At 64.1% G+C, this 17,655-nt stretch carries 11 protein-coding genes and 1 pseudogene; 4 read left to right on the top strand and 8 right to left on the bottom strand.

All coding sequences use genetic code 11. The features are described from left to right. Positions 1-64: 64 nt before the first annotated feature. Positions 65-1,714 carry a lysine--tRNA ligase gene (locus tag NKJ57_RS12255; protein WP_352510941.1) on the top strand — a complete coding sequence of 550 codons (1,650 nt, stop codon included), beginning with the start codon at positions 65-67 and terminating at the stop codon, positions 1,712-1,714. Here the strand turns inward: NKJ57_RS12255 and NKJ57_RS12260 are convergent. The 8 genes and pseudogenes from NKJ57_RS12260 to NKJ57_RS12290 all read right to left on the bottom strand — a co-directional run bounded on the left by NKJ57_RS12260 (position 1,677) and on the right by NKJ57_RS12290 (position 11,110). Further along, positions 1,677-2,549 carry a thermonuclease family protein gene (locus tag NKJ57_RS12260; RefSeq protein ID WP_352510942.1) on the bottom strand — a complete coding sequence of 291 codons (873 nt, stop codon included), beginning with the start codon at positions 2,547-2,549 and terminating at the stop codon, positions 1,677-1,679. The two genes, NKJ57_RS12255 and NKJ57_RS12260, sit on opposite strands and share 38 nt — an antisense overlap. A gap of 8 nt (positions 2,550-2,557) precedes the next feature. Beyond that, positions 2,558-3,208, bottom strand: a complete 651-nt coding sequence (locus NKJ57_RS12265) for a S24 family peptidase (protein ID WP_352510943.1) — start codon at positions 3,206-3,208, stop codon at positions 2,558-2,560. 308 nt (positions 3,209-3,516) lie between these two features. After that, positions 3,517-3,647: pseudogene (locus NKJ57_RS30900) on the bottom strand (thioesterase family protein); the annotation flags it as partial. 38 nt (positions 3,648-3,685) lie between these two features. Continuing rightward, positions 3,686-5,905, bottom strand: a complete 2,220-nt coding sequence (locus NKJ57_RS12270; RefSeq protein WP_352510944.1) for a 3-hydroxyacyl-CoA dehydrogenase NAD-binding domain-containing protein — start codon at positions 5,903-5,905, stop codon at positions 3,686-3,688. A gap of 23 nt (positions 5,906-5,928) precedes the next feature. Further along, entirely contained in the window at positions 5,929-7,137 is a 1,209-nt protein-coding gene (locus NKJ57_RS12275; protein ID WP_023669613.1) for an acetyl-CoA C-acetyltransferase, read from the bottom strand. A gap of 31 nt (positions 7,138-7,168) precedes the next feature. Next, the gene (locus NKJ57_RS12280) at positions 7,169-8,338 is read right to left on the bottom strand and encodes an acyl-CoA dehydrogenase family protein (protein WP_352510945.1); all 1,170 of its coding nucleotides are present in this window, start codon (positions 8,336-8,338) and stop codon (positions 7,169-7,171) included. Positions 8,339-8,570: 232 nt separating this feature from the next. Continuing rightward, the gene (locus NKJ57_RS12285; protein WP_352510946.1) at positions 8,571-10,379 is read right to left on the bottom strand and encodes an acyl-CoA dehydrogenase; all 1,809 of its coding nucleotides are present in this window, start codon (positions 10,377-10,379) and stop codon (positions 8,571-8,573) included. 272 nt (positions 10,380-10,651) lie between these two features. Continuing rightward, positions 10,652-11,110 carry a MerR family transcriptional regulator gene (locus tag NKJ57_RS12290; protein ID WP_023669610.1) on the bottom strand — a complete coding sequence of 153 codons (459 nt, stop codon included), beginning with the start codon at positions 11,108-11,110 and terminating at the stop codon, positions 10,652-10,654. Between the two features lie 479 nt (positions 11,111-11,589). Between NKJ57_RS12290 and NKJ57_RS12295 the strand changes: the two genes are divergently transcribed. From NKJ57_RS12295 to NKJ57_RS12305, 3 genes are all read left to right on the top strand, one after another. Further along, entirely contained in the window at positions 11,590-15,597 is a 4,008-nt protein-coding gene (locus NKJ57_RS12295) for a peptidoglycan-binding protein (protein WP_352510947.1), read from the top strand. A gap of 193 nt (positions 15,598-15,790) precedes the next feature. Further along, complete coding sequence (locus NKJ57_RS12300) at positions 15,791-16,714, top strand: sulfite exporter TauE/SafE family protein (RefSeq protein WP_352510948.1); 924 nt, start codon at positions 15,791-15,793, stop codon at positions 16,712-16,714. Continuing rightward, entirely contained in the window at positions 16,714-17,505 is a 792-nt protein-coding gene (locus NKJ57_RS12305) for a TIGR02186 family protein (RefSeq protein ID WP_352510949.1), read from the top strand. The genes NKJ57_RS12300 and NKJ57_RS12305 overlap by 1 nt, the downstream gene beginning before the upstream one ends. Positions 17,506-17,655: the final 150 nt, after the last annotated feature.

The following is a 17,655-nucleotide window of genomic DNA, read 5'->3' on the forward strand; positions in this document are numbered from 1 at the left end:
CGCCTAGAGACCCGGTTGAAAAATCTTACCAGCCGCGAAGCCGGCCCATGACTGGAACTTTGACATGACGGGATCAAACATCGCCGATCTCAACCCCGAAATGCTTGCGGCAGCCGCCGAAAGCAAGGCCTGGCCGTTCGAGGAAGCCAAAAAGATCATCGAGCGCTACAAAGGCGGCGACTTTCCCGAGACCGTCCTGTTCGAGACCGGCTACGGCCCGTCGGGTCTGCCGCATATCGGCACGTTCGGCGAGGTCGCGCGCACCTCGATGGTGCGCCATGCCTTTCACGTGCTGACCGGGAACAAGGTCAAGACCAAGCTGCTCTGCTTCTCCGACGACATGGACGGCATGCGCAAGATCCCCGACAATGTGCCGGATCGCGCAGCCCTCGAGCCTTATCTTCATATGCCGCTTTCGTCGGTGCCCAATCCGTTCGGCGGCGACTATGCGAGCTTTGCCGACCACAACAACGCGATGCTGTGCCGCTTCCTCGACACGTTCGGCTTCGACTACGAATTCGCCAGCGCCACGCAGTACTACAAGGCCGGCCGTTTCGATGCGATGCTGGTGTGCGCCGCCGAGCGCTACGAGCAGATCATGGCGGTGATGCTGCCGACGCTGGGGCCGGAGCGGCAGGCAACCTACAGCCCGTTCCTGCCGATCTCGCCGAAGAGCGGGCGCGTGCTCTACGTGCCGATGAAGCATGTCGACGCCAAGGCCGGCACCATCACCTTCGACGATGAGGGCACCGAGACCACACTTTCGGTGACCGGCGGGAAGGTCAAGCTGCAGTGGAAGCCGGATTTCGGCATGCGCTGGGCAGCGCTCGACGTCGATTTCGAAATGTTCGGCAAGGACCACCAGACGAACGCGGTGATCTACGACCGCATCTGCAACATTCTCGGCGGGCGCGCGCCCGAGCATTTCGTCTACGAACTGTTCCTGGACGAGAACGGCCAGAAGATCTCGAAGTCGAAGGGCAACGGGCTGACCATCGACGAATGGCTGCGCTACGCGCCGACCGAAAGCCTCGGCCTCTATATGTATCAGCGGCCAAGGCAGGCGAAAAAGCTCTATTTCGACGTCATCCCACGCGCCGTCGACGAGTACTACACCTTCCTCAACGCCTATCCGCGCCAGGACTGGAAGGAGCGGCTGGGCAATCCGGTCTGGCACATGCATGACGGCAAGCCGCCTTCCATCGACATGCCGGTGCCGTTCTCGCTGCTGCTCAACCTGGTCAGCGCCTCCAACGCGCAAAACAAGGATGTGCTGTGGGGCTTCATCTCGCGCCATGCATCTGGCGTGACGCCGGCGACGCATCCCGAACTCGACCAGCTGGTCGGTTTCGCCATCCGCTACTTCGACGATTTCGTGAAGCCGACGAAGACCTTCCGGCCGGCCGACGATGTCGAACGCGTGGCGCTGGAAGCGCTTGGCAACGCGCTTGCTGGCCTGCCGGCCGGCGCCGACGGCGAAGCGATCCAGAACGCTTCGCTCAACGTGGCGCGCAAGATCGAACGCTATCAGGACCATTCGAAGAAGAGCCCGGACGGCGGCCCTGGTGTCTCGGGCGCTTTCTTCCAGATGATCTACCAGGTGCTGATCGGCCAGGAACGCGGACCGCGCTTCGGTTCGTTCGCAGCCCTCTACGGCATCGCCGAAACCCGCGCGCTCATTGAGCGGGCGCTGGCTGGTCAGCTGGCGGCGTAATTTCCGTCCCGGCCGGCGGCGTGTCTATCGCCGGGGCATCGAGGATCGGTTGCGACGCCGTCGGTGCCGCAACAGGCGTTGGCGCCGGTGGCAGGCCGCCAAGATCGGGCGCGGCGCCGAAGACGCCCTTCTTGGCGGCGCGCGCCTTGTCGCCCGCTTCGACATAGGGGCCGCCTGCCGTGGCGCGCGCCCAGCCGTTTTCGACCAGCCACTGGCCGACATCCAGCTTGCCGATGCGGCATTCGGCGGCGATCAGCGCACGGTCGGCCTCCGGCGGCACCTTGCAGGCAACGGCCCGGCCGCGCAGGAAAGACCGGAACTCGGTACGCGCCCTGATACCGCAAGCCCAGGACTTGCCGCCCTCGGTGCAGGTCTCGTCTTGCCTGACGATGTCGATGCCGGAGACCGTCACGGAATAACCATTGGCTTCGATCAGGCCGGCGGCGGCCGCGACCGGCTGGAACAGTTTTGTTCCTCCCCAGTCGTCGACCGCTCTGCGCCCACGCGGCTTGGGCGGCCCGGCCAGCGCCAGGTCGCTCAGCGGCGCGCGTGGCTCAACCCGTTCAAGTTCTTCTACCAGCAGCGGCGGCGGAGCGATGGCCTCGGGATCGATCGCCCTCGAATGCACCTGAGGCGAGTGCATCGGAGGCTTGACGGGCTGGACCTCGGGGATCGCCGACGTCGCCGGCTCCTCGGGCACGGCCTCGGTGTCCGGGTCGATCTGGTCGACAGTAATGGCGGGGCCGTCGCGATGCAGCGCGCGACCGCCGGCGACGACAATGGCGACCATCACCGGGATCGCCAGGAGGGCTATGAGGATTTGAAGCAGACGCACCGCGAGACCTACTGGCTTGCCCAGACGATCCGCGCCACCCATTCGACATCGCGCATCGCGATGTCGCGGTCCGGATGGTCGGGGTTGAGCGAAATCAGCACGATCGATTTCGTCGTCTGGCGGTCGAGCACCTTGGCCATGACTTCGCCGGCATTGGTCTTGACGACGACGCGGTCGCCCTTGCGGGTAGCGGCGCCCGGCTCGACGATCAGCACATCGCCATTGCGGTAGAGCGGCAGCATGGAATCGCCCTGCACCTTCAACGCATAGGAGGTTTCGGTCGCCCGTGCCGGAAGCTCGACAAGGTCCCAGCCCTGGCCTGAGGGATAGCCGGCATCATCGAAGAAGCCGCCGGCGCCGGCCTGGGCGAAGCCGAGCAGCGGCACCGCCGAACGCTGCGGGGCTAACGAGCCCGAAGCTGTCCCGGCGCGGCCTTCGACCAGTCCGGTGAATTCGTCGAGCGAAGCGCCGGTCGCCTCGATGATCTTGGCCAGCGATTCGGTCGACGGCCAGCGCGGCCGCCCATCCGAGGACAGCCGCTTCGACTTGTTGAAAGCGGTGGAGTCCAGACCAGCTCGCCGGGCCAGGCCGGAGGCCGACAACGAATAGCGCTCGGCGAGAGCGTCGATGGCTGCCCAAACTCGGTCATGCGAGAGCAATTCGCTCTCCTCAAAACAGGAAAAAATACCTTTTCCTTCTAACGCGCGGTTATCCGATTGTCCACCGGCGCGCGGCCCGATCTCTCAAAAAGCTGCGTGCGGCGAAGTCGTCATGGATGCCTCAAACTGCCTTGGGCAGGCTGCGCAATCCCTGGTGGGAGGTCATGCAAACCCGCTCGGCCTCGGTCGGCGGTCGCGGTTGAACGGAGCGGGCAAGCGTCCTATTGGACGCGCCAAGGACGCTGTAGCATTTTGATTTGGCGCATGATCCTTTCCGAAAATCGATTCCGATTTTCGGGGTCATGCGCGAGGTCGGCGAGCATCATGTAGCGGGCGTTGTTGAGATGGAGGTTGAAGTCGATGTCGGCAGGCAGCGAAAAGCCAGCCGACTTTCGCTGCCGACCGCGTAAGGGCCACGGCGCCTTGTCGTGGCCATCATGCAAGCAAGGCGCCCTCAGACGTACATGGGGCGCTAGCTCAAGCGGCCTTCTTCACCTCGCCTTTCGCATAGGGATCGAAGCGCTGGTAGAAGGTCTCGCCCTTCTCGGCCAGGTCGAGCAGCAGCTTTGGCGCCTTAAACTCGGCGCCGTATTTCTTCTGCAGGCCTTTGGCTATTCTGACGAACTCCCTGGCGCCGATGCCGTCGATATAGGACAGCGCGCCGCCGGTGAATGGCGCGAAACCAAAGGCGAGGATCGACCCGAGATCGGCCTCGCGCGGATCGGTGACGATGCCTTCCTCCATCACCCGGGCCGCTTCCAGCGCAATGGTGACCAGCAGGCGCTGCTGCAGTTCCTCATAATCGACCTTCTCGGCCTCCAGCTGCGGATAGAGATCCTTCAGGCCCGGCCACAGCTTCTTCCTGGCGGGCTTGGCGGGATAGTCGTAAAAACCCTTGCCGTTTTTGCGGCCGAAGCGGCCATGGGTGTCGACCAGCGTGTTGATCAGCGCCATCTGCCTGGGGTCGACAGACTTGTCCCCGAGGTCCCTGATGGTCTGCTTCATGATCTTCTGGGCAAGGTCGATCGCCGTCTCGTCGGTCAGGGCCAGGGGGCCGACCGGCATGCCGGCGGCCTTGGCGGCGTTCTCGATCATCGGCGCCGGAACGCCTTCGATCAGCATCTTGTAGGCTTCCGACATGTAGCGCAGCACGCAGCGGTTGACGTAGAAGCCGCGCGTGTCGTTGACGACGATCGGCGTCTTCTTGATGGCGCGCACGAAATCGATCGCGGTGGCCAGCGCCTTGTCGCCGGTCTTCTTGCCCAAAATGATCTCGACCAGCATCATCTTGTCGACCGGCGAGAAGAAGTGGATGCCGACGAAATTCTTCGGCCGCGCCGAATTCTTGGCCAGTGCGGTGATCGGGATGGTCGAGGTGTTGGAGGCGAAGATCGCCGACGATTTCAGCACGGCTTCGGCCTGCTCGGTGGCAGCCTTCTTGACGGCCGAATCCTCGAACACCGCCTCGACCACCAGATCGCAGCCGGCGAGATCGGCATAGTCGGCCGACGGCGTGATCAGCGACAGAAGTCTGTCCTTCTCCTCGGGCTTGACGCGGCCCTTCTTGACCTGATCGGAGATCAGGCTGTCGGAATGCGTCTTGCCCTTTTCGGCCGACGCCATGTCGCGGTCGAGCAGGACGACCGGGATGCCAGCCTTGGCGGTGACAAAGGCGATGCCGGCGCCCATGAAGCCGGCGCCGAGAATACCGATCTTCTTGAACTTGGTCTCCGGCACGCCGGCCGGGCGGCGGGCGCCCTTGTTGAGCTCCTGCAGCGAGACGAACAGCGAGCGGATCATCGCTGCTGCTTCCTTCGACTGCATGATTTCGGTGAAATAGCGCTGTTCGATCCGCAGACCGGTGTCGAACGGCACCAGCAGGCCTTCATAGACGCATTTCAGGATCGCCGCGGCGGCCGGATAATTGCCGTAGGTCTCGCGGCGCAGGATGGCGATGGCCGGCGGCCACAGATTGAAGCCGGCCGGCGTATAGATTTGGCCGCCAGGCAGCTTGAAGCCCTTCTCGTCCCAGGGCTGGACGGCTTTCAGGCCGTTCCTGATCATCGCCTTGGCGGTCTCGATCAGCTTGCCGGGTTCGGCGATCTCGTGGATCAGCCCCATCGCCTTGGCTTTCTGCGGCGACAGCGTCTGGCCGGTGGTCAGCATCTGCAACGCCTGCTGCTGGTCGGTCAGGCGCGGCACGCGTTGGGTGCCACCGGCGCCGGGGAAGATGCCGACCTTGACTTCCGGCAAGGCCATCTTGACCTTTTCGGAGTCAGCGGCAACGCGGCCATGACAGGCCAGCGACAGCTCGAACGCGCCACCCATGCAGGTGCCGTTGATCGCCGAGACCCAAGGCTTGCCCGACGTTTCGAGCTTGCGCCACAAGCCACCCATGCGGCCGGCATTGTCGAACAAAAGCTGTGCCGCCTTCTCCGGGTCCTTGGTCTTCTCCTTGGCAAATACGGCCAGCATCTTCTGCAGCATGGTCAGGTCGGCGCCGCCGGAGAAGCTGTCCTTTCCCGAGGTGATCACCGCGCCCTTGATGGCGGCGTCGGCCACCACCTGGTCGATGATCTTGTCGAGCTCGTTCATTACCTCTTCGGTGAAGACGTTCATCGAGCGGTCCGGCATGTTCCAGGTGACCAGCGCGATGCCGTCTGCGTCGGTGTCGACCGTGAAGTTTGTATAAGTCATGTCTCTCTCCTTCCGGCCGAAAATCAGACGCGTTCGATAATCGTTGCGGTGCCCATGCCGGCGCCGATGCAGAGCGTCACCAGAGCGGTGTTCAAATCGCGGCGCTCGAGCTCGTCCAGCACCGTGCCCAGGATCATCGCGCCGGTGGCACCGAGCGGATGGCCCATGGCGATGGCGCCGCCATTGACGTTGATCTTGTCGTGCGGGATTTCGAATGCCTGCATGTAGCGCAGCACCACCGAGGCGAAGGCCTCGTTAAGCTCGAACAGGTCGATATCCGACAGCTTCATCTTGGCGCGCTTCAGAAGCTTCTCGGTGACGTCGACCGGACCGGTAAGCATCAGCACCGGCTCGGAGCCGATGTTGGCAAAGGCGCGGATACGCGCGCGTGGCTTCAAGCCCATCGTTTTGCCGGCCTTCTTGGAGCCGAGCAGCACTGCGGCGGCACCGTCGACGATGCCCGACGAATTGCCGGCATGGTGGACGTGATTGACCTCTTCCACCTCAGGGTGCTTCTGCACGGCGACCGCGTCGAAGCCGCCCATTTCACCAGGCATGACGAAGGACGGGTTGAGCGAGGCCAGCGACTGCATGTCGGTCGACGGCCGCATATGCTCGTCATGATCGAGGATGGTGAGGCCGTTCTGGTCCTTGATCGGTATGACGGAGTTCTTGAAACGGCCATCGGCCCAGGCCTTGCCGGCGCGCTTCTGGCTCTCGACCGCATAGGCATCGACGTCGTCGCGCGAAAAACCATACTTGGTGGCGATCAAATCGGCCGATATGCCTTGCGGCACGAACCAGCCGGGCAGGCCGACGGACGGGTCCATGAACCAGGCGCCGCCCGAGGCGCCCATGCCGACGCGCGACATCGATTCCACGCCGCCTGCAATGACGATCTCGTCGGCGCCTTGAGCGATCTTGGCGGCGCCGAAATTGATGGCGTCGAGGCCTGAGGCGCAGAAGCGCGAGATCTGCATGCCCGGCGCCTTGTTGTCGTAGCCGGCCTCGAAGGCGGCGGCACGCGGAATGACGGAGCCGGCTTCGCCGACCGGATCGACGCAGCCGAAGATGATGTCGTCGACGTTTGCAGTGTCGAGGCCGTTGCGGTCGCGCAACGCTTCAAGCGTCCTGGCCGCAAGCCGCACCGCCGGCACCTCGTGCAGCGAGCCATCCTTCTTGCCCTTGCCGCGCGGTGTGCGCACGGCGTCATAGACATAAGCTTCAGCCATTTGCTTGCTCCTTGCTTTGCCGACGTCGCTCTCAGAGAGAGCGGCCGATCAGCAATTTCATGATCTCGTTGGTGCCGCCGTAGATGCGCTGGACGCGGGCGTCGCGGAACATGCGGGCGATCGGATATTCATTGATGTAGCCATAGCCGCCATGCAATTGAAGGCATTCGTCGACGACTTTTCCCTGCAGGTCCGAGAGCCAGTATTTCGCCATCGACGCCGTCACCGGATCCAGCCCGCCATTGATGTGGCGGGTGACGCAATCATTGTAGAAGACGCGGCCGATGGTGGCCTCGGTCTTGAGTTCGGCGAGCTTGAACTGGGTGTTCTGGAACTCGATGATCGCTTTGCCGAAGGCCTTGCGATCCTTGACGTAGTCGATGGTCAGCGCCAGGGCGCGTTCGATCATGGCGATCGCGCCGGTGCCGATCTGCAGGCGCTCCTGCGGCAATTGCTGCATCAGCTGGATGAAGCCCTGTCCCTCTTCGTGGCCAAGCAGGTTCGAGGTCGGCACGCGCAGATCATTGAAGAACAGCTCCGACGTGTCGTTGGCCTTCAGGCCGATCTTGTCGAGGTTGCGGCCGCGTTCGAAGCCTTCGGCCTCGTCTGCCTCGACGACGATCAGCGAGGTGCCCTTGGCGCCTTTGGCCGGATCGGTCTTGGTGACGACGATGATGAAATTGGCCAGTTGGCCATTGGTGATGAAGGTTTTCGAACCGTTGATCTTGTACTGGTTGCCGTCCTTCTCGGCGCGCGTCTTGACGCCTTGCAGGTCGGAGCCGGCGCCCGGCTCGGTCATGGCGATGGCGCCGATCAGTTCGCCGGTCGCCAGTTTCGGCAGCCATTTCTTCTTCTGCTCTTCCGAGCCGTAGTGAAGGATGTAAGGAGCAACGATCGCGTTGTGGAGACCGATGCCGAAACCGTCGACGCCGACATGGCCGATCGCCTCGATGATGGCGCTCTCATGCGCGAAGGTGCCGCCGGAGCCGCCATATTCCTCCGGCATAGAGGCGCAGAGCAGGCCGGCGGCACCCGCCTTGCGCCAGCTCTCGCGGTCGACCATCTCGTTCTTCTCGAACTCGTCGTAGCGCGGCGCGATCTCTTCCGACATGAAGCGGTGCGCCATGTCGTAGAGCATGCCGACCTCGTCCGCCGCCCAGGCGGGCTTCGGCAAGGAGAGCACTTCGGCTGGATTTGTCATGCTGTTTCTCCCGCGCCAACGTCCCCCTCCCCCTTGAGGGGAGGGTGGCCGCGAAGCGGTCGGGTGGGGTCGCCGATGACGTGCTGGACCTTATCTTCGGAATTGACGCGGGTTTGGGGCATTGCGATCATCTCCTACCAAAGCGCCAACCAGCCGGCGCACTGCACGCAAGGACCCCTCCCGGCCCTTCGGGCCACCCTCCCCTCAAGGGGGAGGGGGACGCCAGCCATTTCTAGAACGCTTCCGCAGGCAGCGCCATTAGCGTGTCCGCACCACTGGAAATGCGGGCGAGATGTGCCGATGTCTCGGGCATGATCCGCTCCATGAAGAAGCGCGCCGTCACCACCTTGTTGTCGTAAAAAGCCCCATTTTCGTGGACAGATTGGGAGCCATTGGCGCCGGTCTTGCCGAGCGCGGCCTTGGCCATCTGCGCCCACATGTAGCCCAGCGCCACCAGGCCGAAGAGATGCATGTAATCGGTCGACGCGGCGCCGGCATTGTCGGGCTTGGCCATGCCGTTCTGCACCAGCCACATGGTCGCCGCCTGCAGATCGTTGAGGCCCTTCTTCAGCGCCTTCGTGAAAGGCGCCAGCTTCTCGTCGGCGCGGTTCTCCTCGCAGAACTCGCCGACGTCCTTGAAGAAGGCCTGCACGGCGCGGCCGCCATTCAGGCCAAGCTTGCGGCCGACGAGGTCGAGCGCCTGGATGCCGTTGGCGCCTTCATAGATCATGGCGATGCGGGCATCGCGCACGAACTGGCTCATGCCGTGCTCTTCGATGTAGCCGTGGCCGCCGAACACCTGCTGCGCCATGACGGCATGGTCAAAACCCTTGTCGGTGAGCACGCCCTTGATCACCGGCGTCAGCAGGCCGGTATAGTCGTCGGCCGCCTGGCGATCCTTGTCGTCGGCGGAGCGGTGGGCGATGTCGGACTTGATCGCCGTCCACAGCGCCAGCGCGCGGCCGGCCTCGTTGAAGGCCTTCATGGTCATCAGCGAGCGGCGGATGTCGGGATGAACGATGATCGGATCGGCTTGTCTGTCCGGCGCCTTGGCGCCCGACAGCGAGCGGCCCTGCAGCCGGTCCTTGGCGTAGGAGACCGCGTTCTGGTAGGCGATCTCGGACAGCGACAGGCCCTGCAGGCCGACGCCGAGGCGGGCTTCGTTCATCATCGTGAACATCGCCTTCAGGCCGCCATTGGCCTCACCGAGCAGCGTGCCTTCGGCCTCGTCATAATTCATGACGCAAGTCGAATTGCCGTGTATGCCCATCTTCTCCTCGATCGAACCGCAGGAGAGCGTGTTCTTCTCGCCCGGATTGCACGAGGCATCGAGCTTCAGCTTTGGCACGATGAACAGCGAGATGCCCTTCACGCCTGCCGGCGCGCCTTCGATACGGGCCAACACGAGATGGACGATGTTTTCCGACATGTCGTGCTCGCCGGCCGAGATGAAGATCTTTTGGCCTGAGATCTTGTAGGTGCCGTTGCCGTTCGGCACCGCCTTGGTGCGCAGCAGGCCAAGATCGGTGCCGCAATGCGGCTCGGTCAGGTTCATGGTACCGGTCCAGGACCCCTCGACCAGCTTCGGCAGCCATGTCGCCTTCTGCTCGTCGGTGCCGTGTGTGATGATCGCAGCGATCGCGCCTTGCGTCAGGCCGGGATACATCATCAGCGCCATGTTGGCCGAAACCATGTATTCGGCAACCGCGGTGTGCACGGCATAGGGCAGCCCCTGGCCGCCGAACTCGACGGGCGCCGCCAGTCCCATCCAGCCGCCTTCGCGATACTGGTCGTAGGCTTCCTTGAAGCCCTTCGGCGTCGTCACCGAGCCGTCCTCATGGCGCACGCAGCCTTCCATGTCACCGACGCGGTTCAGAGGATGCATAACGTTTTCGGCGAGCTTGGCGCCTTCGGCGAGGATCGCCTCGACAACGTCGGGCGTCGCGTCGGCAAATCCGGGAAGGTTGGAATATCGCTGATAACCCAGCACTTCGTTGAGCACGAACAGCGTGTCCTGGACCGGCGCCCTGTAGATCGGCATGTGTTCCTCCACCATGCGGGTGTTGGCCGCGAGATCGGGCCCCGAACCTGAGGTTTGGGGCGGCACGCCGGCCAATGTCGAAAGCGACATAGCAAAAATTGACGTTTGCGTAAACGTCAATTTTGTCGCCGGGACAAAATTTACCTATGCCAGCCTGTCGCACGAGCGGTGCATGGCTTTGTGCAAAGCGAGGGGGGTCAAACAAAAAGAGCCGCGCGGGCGGCCGCGCGGCTCTTAAGTTCAAAGCTTTCGCCGGGAGCTGCGGAGCAAAATCAGCTGGCGGCGCTGGCCGGGGCCGAACGCTCGGACAGCATCTGGCGCACGGCCGACATCGAGCCGCTCAGCTCGTTGATGGCGTCGTCGATCAGCGCGCGCTGCTTCTGCAGGCGGGCTAGCTGCTTCTCCGACTTGTCGAGAGCCAGCCGCAATTGCTTGGTGTTGGATCCCGTGGGATCGTAGAGATCCATCATCTGCTTGACGTCGCGCAGCGAGAACCCGACCTTGCGGCCGAGCAGGATCAGCTTCAGCCGCGCCTTGTCGCGGCGCGTGTAGAGGCGCGTTGCCCCATCGCGTTTCGGATTGAGCAGGCCCTTGTCTTCATAGAAACGCAGCGTGCGCAGCGTCACGCCGTATTTCTTGGCCATCTCGCCGATGCGCACGAGCTCCTCACTGGCTTCGGCAGACATATTGTTGGTGTTGGCCGCGGCTTCGCCGGGCGAAACAAGTTTCATAGTCACTGGCTTTCCCCTGTCGTGGCATCGCGGTCTCGGACCTTGCAACGCCTGAGTGGAAGCGGGGGCATGCTTCCAGTCGTGGTTTCAACTAATTCATCGCAAAAGGCACGAACGGCGCCCCTCTTACGTTTACGTCAATTCTATATCGATAGCCGCCGCATGACGCAAGGGCGTTCTGGGATTGCGAAACCTTATGCCGCACCCCCGGCGCCGGGTCCGAACGGGCACCGTCTGTATTTCAGCAATGCCGTAACTTCTTAAGCTTGGTTAACACCTTGTTTACCACGATGGGTGAAATGTGCGGATGTCGGTCACCCGTGTTTATCCTGTAGCGAATTTTTCACGGTTTTTCGGAGAGCGGGCCTGGCCCGGGAAGCTCGTCTTTCGCCGCAGCAGTGCCGCGCGGCCGCCTTCGTTCCCGACAAGGACTTGGGAAACTGGCAGCAAGCCGGCCATTCTGAAAAACGGACGCATCGATGAACAGCAAGCGGTCCTATCTCGATACACTCAACGCCGGCAGGCCGCGCAGGCCGAACACCACGCTCGATGAATTGAACCGCTCGCTGGAAACGCTGGAGCAGCGGCTGGAGCGCAAGCGCGAGGACGCCGCCGAGCGCTTCGATCCGCGCCGGCCCGCCCCGGAGCCGCGCTACGCAAGCGCCCAGCCCTACGCCCCGCCGCGCTGGTACGAGGACCCGCAGCCCACGCCGCGGCCGAAAGGCGCGGCGCCGGCCGGCTTCGACCAGAACTATCAGGCGATCGCCCGCGACATCGACCGCGTGCGCGGCCAGGAAGACAGCGTCGCCGTGGTCGGCAAGATCGCCGGCGAATTGCGCGGCCTGCGCGAGGAACTGCGCCATCAGATGACCGCCGGCCTGCAGCGCGAGTTCGCCGCGTTGCGCAAGGACATCGAACGGGCCTTCCAGGCGAGCAACCAATCGGGTGGTCAGGCAGGCGGCTTGCCCGGCAAGGGCAGCGCCGAACTCGGCGTCGAATTCGAGCGGCTGTCCGGCGCCATCCAGACGCTGGCCGAGAAGAGCGACGACCGAAGCGTCAACATGCTGCGGCTCGAGCTCGAGCAGGTAAAGACGGCGCTCGACACATTGGCGCGCGAGGAAAGCGTGCTCAAGGTCGACCGCCGCTGGGACGATTTCGACCGCCGCTGGAGCGCGTTCGAGGACCGTGTCGACGCCGACCAACGCAACCGCGCCGACGGCCCCGGATTTTCGGCCCTGACCGACCGGCTCGAACAGATCAGCAATGCGGTCCACAATCTGCCGGAATCGCTGTCGCTGCGCTCGATGGAAGAAAAGGTCCGCACGCTTGCCGGCGCCGTCGATCATTTCGTCAGCCAGCAGAGCAACCGCGGCGGCGACACGCTTGGCCTGATCGACGAACGGCTCGACGAGATTTCGCGCGCCATCGTCGCCTCGACCGTCGCCGCACAGGCCAATTCCTTCGACCCCGAACCCTTTGAACGCATCGAGAAGCGGATCGCCTCGCTGGCGCAGCAGATCGAGGAAGTCGTGCAGGTTCGTCCGAGCGGCGAGGTTCTCGACCGTCTCAGCACGCTGTCGAACAGGGTCGACGAGCTTGCCGGCCGCGCCAATCTGCCGGAACAGGCGATGGAGCGCCTCGGCAAGCAGATCGCGATGATCGCCGACAAGATCGACCGCGCCCCGGCCATGCCCGACGCCGACTATATCTTCCAGGGTCTGGAACAGCGCTTCGACGTGCTGTCGGGCATGATGGAACGTCGGCAGGGCGATGCCATCGAACAGGGCAACATGCTGTTTCGCGATCTCGAGCGGCGGCTGGACGAGGTTGCCGACCGGCTGGACCAGCGCCAGCCGCAGGCTGACAGCGCCGGCATCATGGACGCCATCGATGCACGCTTCACCGCGCTCGCCCAACGCATGGAGACGCGCATTCCCGATCCTGCCAACGAGGCGGCGATCCGCGGCCTGGAAAGCCGGCTCGAAGACATTTCAAGCCGGCTGGAATCGTCGGCCGCGCAGGTCGCCGGCATCGATCCGGCACTGATCCGCAGCCTTGAGGCGCAGGTCTCCAGCCTATCGGCGCATCTGTCGAAGCCCGGCACGCCGCTGCCGGAATTCGAGGACATCAGCCCGCGCCTCAACGAAATCGAGAAGTCGCTGGCCGGAACCCGCGAATCCATCATGGGCGCGGCACGCGAAGCAGCCGAGAGCGCCGTGCGCTCGCTGGCAGATTCCAACGCCAACACCGCGGCCGTTACCGGCCTTGCCCAGGATCTGAAGACGCTGGAAGCGCTGACGCGCCGTTCGGACGAGCGCAATTCACGGACATTCGAGGCGATCCACGACACGCTGCTCAAGATCGTCGATCGTCTGGGCTCGCTGGAGACCAGCGAACCGGCCGAGGCGGTGAGCGAGCTTCTGGATGCCCAGGCCGAGCCGGCGCGGCGGGCCCGCGCTGCACGCGCCTCCAAGATTTCGGTGCAGGACGCGCCATCGATGGATATCGACCAGCCGCTGCCGCTGACCGGAGACATGGCCGATCTCGACGGCCGCGCCGCCGCCATCATGCGCAGCGAGCCGGATATGCGCAGCGACCCGGGTACGCGTAGCGACCTGGGTACGCGTAGCGACCCGGTCATGGGCAGCGAACCAGTGCGGCGCTCGCCAGCCGAAGCTGCCGCGGCCGCTGCCCAGGCAGCGCTCGGTTCCGACAGGATTGCCGAGAAAGGCGAAGGCACGGCCAAGAAGTCGCTGTTCGGAGGATTGGCGCGCGCCTTCAGGGGCAAGAAGCCGGCTGACATGCCGCCGCTTGCCGGCTCGGGGCCTAATGTCGACATGCCGAGCGTCGATCTCGACGAGCCGCTCGATCCGAAGCTCGCCAACCGACCGTTGGAGCCGGGCTCCGGCGCGCCCGACCTCAACGCCATCATGAAGCGCGTGCGCGACGAGCGCGGCCCGCCGGTGCGCCAAAACTCCGGCGATGCGTCGAAATCCGACTTCATTGCCGCGGCCAGGCGCGCGGCGCAGGCCGCGGCCGCCGAGGCCGACGCGTTGAAACGCCAGTCTACCATGAAGGGCCCGGTCAAGGCGCTTCGTATCGGCGACCTGCTCAAGGCGCGGCGCAAGCCGATCCTGATGGGAGCGGTCGCGATCATGCTGGCGCTTGCCGGCCTCCAGTTGGGCAAGGCCTTCTTCGCCGACCCGGTCGAGGTCGCAAGCAACGATACAGCGCCGATCGTCGCCTCGCAGCCGGTCGAGACTGCCTCGGTCAACGCTGCCAGCCAACCCAAGGCAGAACAGCAGGTGGCCGTGCAGGACGTGCCGGCCCGGATCGTCAGGCAGGCGGAGCCCACGGAACCGGCAGCTGGCAACGATGCGCCAATGAATGCGGCCTCGGTCGCTGGGCCCGAAGTGCCGGCGGTGGAGCCCGCGCCAGCGCCGATGGCTTTGGCCGATCCGGCCCCCGCGCCAAATGCAATGCTGCCGACCACCGCCACTGCGGAACCGGCGGCTGCCGACGCGCAGCCTGCGGCCGCCGTCATGGCGCCCTCGGCCTCGGATACGACGGCCTCGGATACTACCGGCGCCGTTCCGCCGGCTGATGCCGCGGTAGCACCTGTCATGGCCAAGATAGACGTTCCGGCCGATGCCGGACCGCAAGCCTTGCGCGACGCGGCTGCCGGCGGTGACGCCAAGGCGCTGTTCGAGCTCGGTTCGCGCTATGCTGAATCGCGCGGCGTCAAGGAAGACATGGCGGCAGCGGCCAAATGGTACGAAAAGTCGGCCGAGCTCGGCTTCGCACCGGCGGAATACCGCATCGGCAATTTCTACGAGAAGGGCATCGGCGTCACGCGCGACGTCAAGAAAGCAAAGACCTTCTACCAGCTCGCCGCCGCGCAGGGTAATGCCAGCGCCATGCACAACCTGGCCGTTCTGTTTGCCATGGCCGCCGACGGCGTGACCGACAATGAATCGGCCGCGCACTGGTTTCAGGCGGCGGCCGATGTCGGCGTCAAGGACAGCCAGTTCAATCTCGGCATCCTGGCGGCAAAGGGCGTCGGCATGAAGCAGAGCCTGGAGGAATCCTACAAATGGTTCGCGCTCGTCGCCAAGACCGGCGACAAGGATGCGGCTGCAAAGCGCGACGAGGTCGCCACTGCGCTGCGCCCCGAACAGCTGGAGCGGGCGCGCGCCGCCACGGAACTGTGGAAGCCGAAGCCGCTCGACCCGGCGTCCAACTCGGCCGACATTCCTGAATCCTGGCAGGAAGGCACGCCGCAGACCACCGCCAGCGTCGACATGAAGAAGGCGGTCAAGAACATCCAGCTCATCCTCAACAAGAACGGCTACGATGCCGGCGGCGCCGATGGCGTGATGGGCGGCAAGACCAAGACCGCAATCATGGCTTTCCAGACCGACAACAAGATGCAGGCGACCGGCGAAATCGACGAAAAGCTGGTGAAGGCGCTGCTGGCGCACAAATAACGGCAGATGCGTCGCTAACGCGACGCCCTTGCCATACATTTGCCTGTTAACTGCTTGAGATGTTTTTTGTTTCGGTAGGGCGGCGGGGTTTGATCCCACTGCCCCGGCGGTGCAAGAAAGAATTGGCTTTTCGGTGCGACAATGCCCTGGAATGGCTGCAATCGCCGACAGGCAAACTGATCGAGACTGACGGGTGGGCATCTATCTCCCGATCGCGGAAATTTCCGTCAACGTCTTCGTGCTGCTGGCAATGGGCGCGGCGGTGGGTTTCCTGTCGGGCATGTTCGGGGTCGGTGGCGGCTTTCTGATCACGCCGCTCTTGATCTTCTACAACATCCCGCCGGCAATCGCCGTTGCCACTGGCGCCAACCAGGTTATCGCCTCCTCCTTCTCCGGCGCGCTGTCGCACATGAAGCGCGGCACGCTCGACTTCAAGCTCGGCGGGGTGCTGCTGGCCGGCGGCATCGTCGGCTCGACCGGTGGTATCTTTGTCTTTGCCTTCCTGCGCCGGCTCGGCCAACTCGATTTGTTCATTTCGCTGCTCTACGTCGTGCTGCTCGGCACCGTCGGCGGGCTGATGCTGGTCGAGAGCGTCAATGCGCTGCGCGCCACGCGCAGCGGTGCGGCGCCGGTCTTGAAGAAATCCGGCCAGCACAACTGGATCCACCGGCTGCCGCTGAAGATGCGCTTCAGGGCCTCGAAGCTGTTCGTCAGCGTCATTCCGGTGCTGGGGCTCGGCGCCGGCATCGGCTTCCTGTCGTCGATCATGGGTGTCGGCGGCGGCTTCATCATGGTGCCGGCGCTGATCTATCTCTTGAAAGTGCCGACCAACGTCGTCATCGGCACCTCGCTGTTCCAGATCATTTTCACCTCGGCCTACACCACGCTTGTCCACGCCACCACCAACCAGACGGTCGACGTCATGCTTGCCTTCCTGCTGATGGCGGGCGGCGTTGCCGGCGCGCAATATGGCGCCAAGGCAGGACAGAAGCTGCGCGGCGAACAGCTCAGGGCACTGCTGGCGCTGCTGGTGCTGGCGGTTGCCATCCGGCTTGCCATCGATCTCTTCGTCACGCCGCTAAACCTCTATTCGCTGACCGCCGCGGGCCTGAACTGATGCCGCAGTGGGGGATTTTTTCGGCCGCCGCTTTGCTTATCGCCGTCGCTCTGCCGGCCGCAGCGCAATCGCCGAACCCCTTGCCGGAAGGCATCCAGATCGGTCTCTCCACCGACGCCGTGTCGATCACCGCCGGTTTTTCCGGCGCCGACCTGACCATTTTCGGTTCGCTGGAAAACCCCGACCCGCTGGTCGCGCGACAGGGGCGCTACGACGTCATCGTCGTGCTCGAAGGCCCGCCGCGGCCGGTGGTGGTGCGCCGCAAGGACCGCGTGCTCGGCGTCTGGGTCAACCTGGAATCGGAGACCTTCGAGAACGTGCCGGTATCCTACTCCGTCGCCACGACGCGGCCGCTGCAGGACATCACCGAACCCAACAGCTACAAGCAGCTGTCGCTCGGCGCCTCCAACCTTTACATGCAGCCGGCCGAGGTAACCGACAGTCCGGCGACGATCGAGGAATTCACCGTGGCGCTGCGCGAGCGCAAGGCGGCGACCGGCCTCTATAGCGAGAATGTCGGCGGCGTGCAGTTCCTGTCGCAGAACCTGTTTCGCGCCACGGTGCGGCTGGCGCCCAACGTCCCGGTTGGAACGCATAAAGCCCGCGCGTTCCTGTTCAAGAGCGGCCTGTTCCTCAAGGAAAGCTCGGCCCAGCTCGAAATCCGCAAATCGGGTTTCGAACAGTCGATCTTCCGCGTCGCGCATGATTACTCCTTCCTCTACGGCGTCTTCTCCGTGTCGCTGGCCATGATCACCGGCTGGCTGGGCAGGCTGATCTTCCGCAGGGATTGACGCGCACGACCCATTTCCGGGGAAAGGGGGTTCCCCTTTTCTCAGTCTTGCGATAGACCGCCGCCTCCCAACCCTCGGGTTACACGCACAATCATTCGGCAGAACGGTCAGGCCTCTGGACGGCGCGCGCCTTGCGGACGCCTGCCACAG

This window comes from Mesorhizobium sp. M0077 (assembly GCF_040322955.1).
In the GTDB taxonomy this organism is placed as follows: domain Bacteria; phylum Pseudomonadota; class Alphaproteobacteria; order Rhizobiales; family Rhizobiaceae; genus Mesorhizobium.

Bases quoted from the DNA above. Each gene is read 5' to 3' on its own strand.
- NKJ57_RS12305 (WP_352510949.1), top strand. From the start codon at position 16,714: ATGCCGCAGTGGGGGATTTTTTCGGCCGCCGCTTTGCTTATCGCCGTC.
- NKJ57_RS12295 (WP_352510947.1), top strand. From the start codon at position 11,590: ATGAACAGCAAGCGGTCCTATCTCGATACACTCAACGCCGGCAGGCCG.
- NKJ57_RS12285 (WP_352510946.1), bottom strand. From the start codon at position 10,379: ATGCCGATCTACAGGGCGCCGGTCCAGGACACGCTGTTCGTGCTCAAC.
- NKJ57_RS12255 (WP_352510941.1), top strand. From the start codon at position 65: ATGACGGGATCAAACATCGCCGATCTCAACCCCGAAATGCTTGCGGCA.
- NKJ57_RS12280 (WP_352510945.1), bottom strand. From the start codon at position 8,338: ATGACAAATCCAGCCGAAGTGCTCTCCTTGCCGAAGCCCGCCTGGGCG.
- NKJ57_RS12270 (WP_352510944.1), bottom strand. From the start codon at position 5,905: ATGACTTATACAAACTTCACGGTCGACACCGACGCAGACGGCATCGCG.
- NKJ57_RS12290 (WP_023669610.1), bottom strand. From the start codon at position 11,110: ATGAAACTTGTTTCGCCCGGCGAAGCCGCGGCCAACACCAACAATATG.
- NKJ57_RS12275 (WP_023669613.1), bottom strand. From the start codon at position 7,137: ATGGCTGAAGCTTATGTCTATGACGCCGTGCGCACACCGCGCGGCAAG.